General features: G+C 55.6%; 1 rRNA gene. It reads right to left on the reverse strand.

Annotated features, from left to right (window positions below):
- Positions 1 to 57: 57 nt before the first annotated feature.
- Positions 58 to 1,887: ribosomal RNA gene (locus ASU23_RS11135) — 23S ribosomal RNA — on the reverse strand; the annotation flags it as partial.

Here is a 1,887-nt window from a genome sequence, read left to right on the forward strand (position 1 = left end):
TTCTCATCAGTATCTGTGTGTTGTTTCAGATACCGCACAGTGGACGCGTAGCTTCTTTGTGGTAAGTCCTCGGCCTATTAGTACCAGTCACCTGCATGCATTACTGCACTTCCAGTTCTGGCCTATCAACCCGGTGGTCTGCCGGGGGCCTTACCCCCTCGAGGGGGTGAGAAACCTCATCTTGGAACAGGCTTCCCGCTTAGATGCTTTCAGCGGTTATCCCTTCCGAACGTAGCTAACCAGCGGTGCTCCTGGCGGAACAACTGGCACACCAGAGGTTCGTCCGTCCCGGTCCTCTCGTACTAGGGACAGCCTTCCTCAAGTTTCTAACGCGCGCGGCGGATAGAGACCGAACTGTCTCACGACGTTCTAAACCCAGCTCGCGTGCCGCTTTAATGGGCGAACAGCCCAACCCTTGGGACCTACTCCAGCCCCAGGATGCGACGAGCCGACATCGAGGTGCCAAACCATCCCGTCGATATGGACTCTTGGGGAAGATCAGCCTGTTATCCCCGGGGTACCTTTTATCCGTTGAGCGACACCGCTTCCACTTGCCGGTGCCGGATCACTAGTCCCGACTTTCGTCCCTGCTCGACCTGTCAGTCTCACAGTCAAGCTCCCTTGTGCACTTGCACTCGACACCTGATTGCCAACCAGGCTGAGGGAACCTTTGGGCGCCTCCGTTACATTTTGGGAGGCAACCGCCCCAGTTAAACTACCCACCAGGCACTGTCCCTGAACCAGATCATGGTCCGAGGTTAGAGGTCCAATTCGATCAGAGTGGTATTTCAACAACGACTCCACGATAACTGGCGTCACCGCTTCACAGTCTCCCACCTATCCTACACAAACCGAACCGAACACCAATACCAAGCTGTAGTGAAGGTCCCGGGGTCTTTTCGTCCTGCCGCGCGTAACGAGCATCTTTACTCGTAATGCAATTTCGCCGAGTCTACGGTTGAGACAGCTGAGAAGTCGTTACGCCATTCGTGCAGGTCGGAACTTACCCGACAAGGAATTTCGCTACCTTAGGATGGTTATAGTTACCACCGCCGTTTACTGGGGCTTAAATTCTCAGCTTCGCTCCCGAAGGAACTAACCGGTCCTCTTAACCTTCCAGCACCGGGCAGGCGTCAGTCCGTATACATCGTCTTACGACTTCGCACGGACCTGTGTTTTTAGTAAACAGTCGCTTCTCACTGGTCTCTGCGGCCCCACCCAGCTCAGACAGTAAATGTCGTCACCAGACAGGGCCCCCCTTCTCCCGAAGTTACGGGGGCATTTTGCCGAGTTCCTTAACCATAGTTATCTCGATCGCCTTAGTATTCTCTACCTGACCACCTGTGTCGGTTTGGGGTACGGGCCGTGTGAAAGCTCGCTAGAGGCTTTTCTCGGCAGCATAGGATCACTGAATTCGCCTCAATCGGCTACGCATCACGTCTCAGGCTATGTGCGACCCGGATTTGCCTAGGTCACGCCCTACACGCTTACACCAGTATTACCACTGACTGGCTCAGCTACCTTCCTGCGTCACCCCATCGCTTGGCTACTACCAGATCAGGTCCCATGCATCCACCAACTCGAGACCCGAAGGTCTTCTCGTGGCTTCAGGATGGTTAGTATCACTGATTCACCATGGGCGCGTTCACACGGGTACGGGAATATCAACCCGTTGTCCATCGGCTACGCCTGTCGGCCTCGTCTTAGGTCCCGACTCACCCTGGGCGGATTAACCTGGCCCAGGAACCCTTGGTCATTCGGCGGACGAGTTTCTCACTCGTCTTTCGCTACTCATGCCTGCATTCTCACTCGTGTGGCCTCCACGGCTAGGTCACCCTGCCGCTTCCATGGCCACACGACGCTCCCCTACCCATCCACACACCTGCC

The sequence above is a fragment of the Rhodococcus sp. KB6 genome (assembly GCF_001445685.1).
GTDB classification, from domain to species: Bacteria; Actinomycetota; Actinomycetes; order Mycobacteriales; family Mycobacteriaceae; genus Rhodococcus_F; species Rhodococcus_F qingshengii.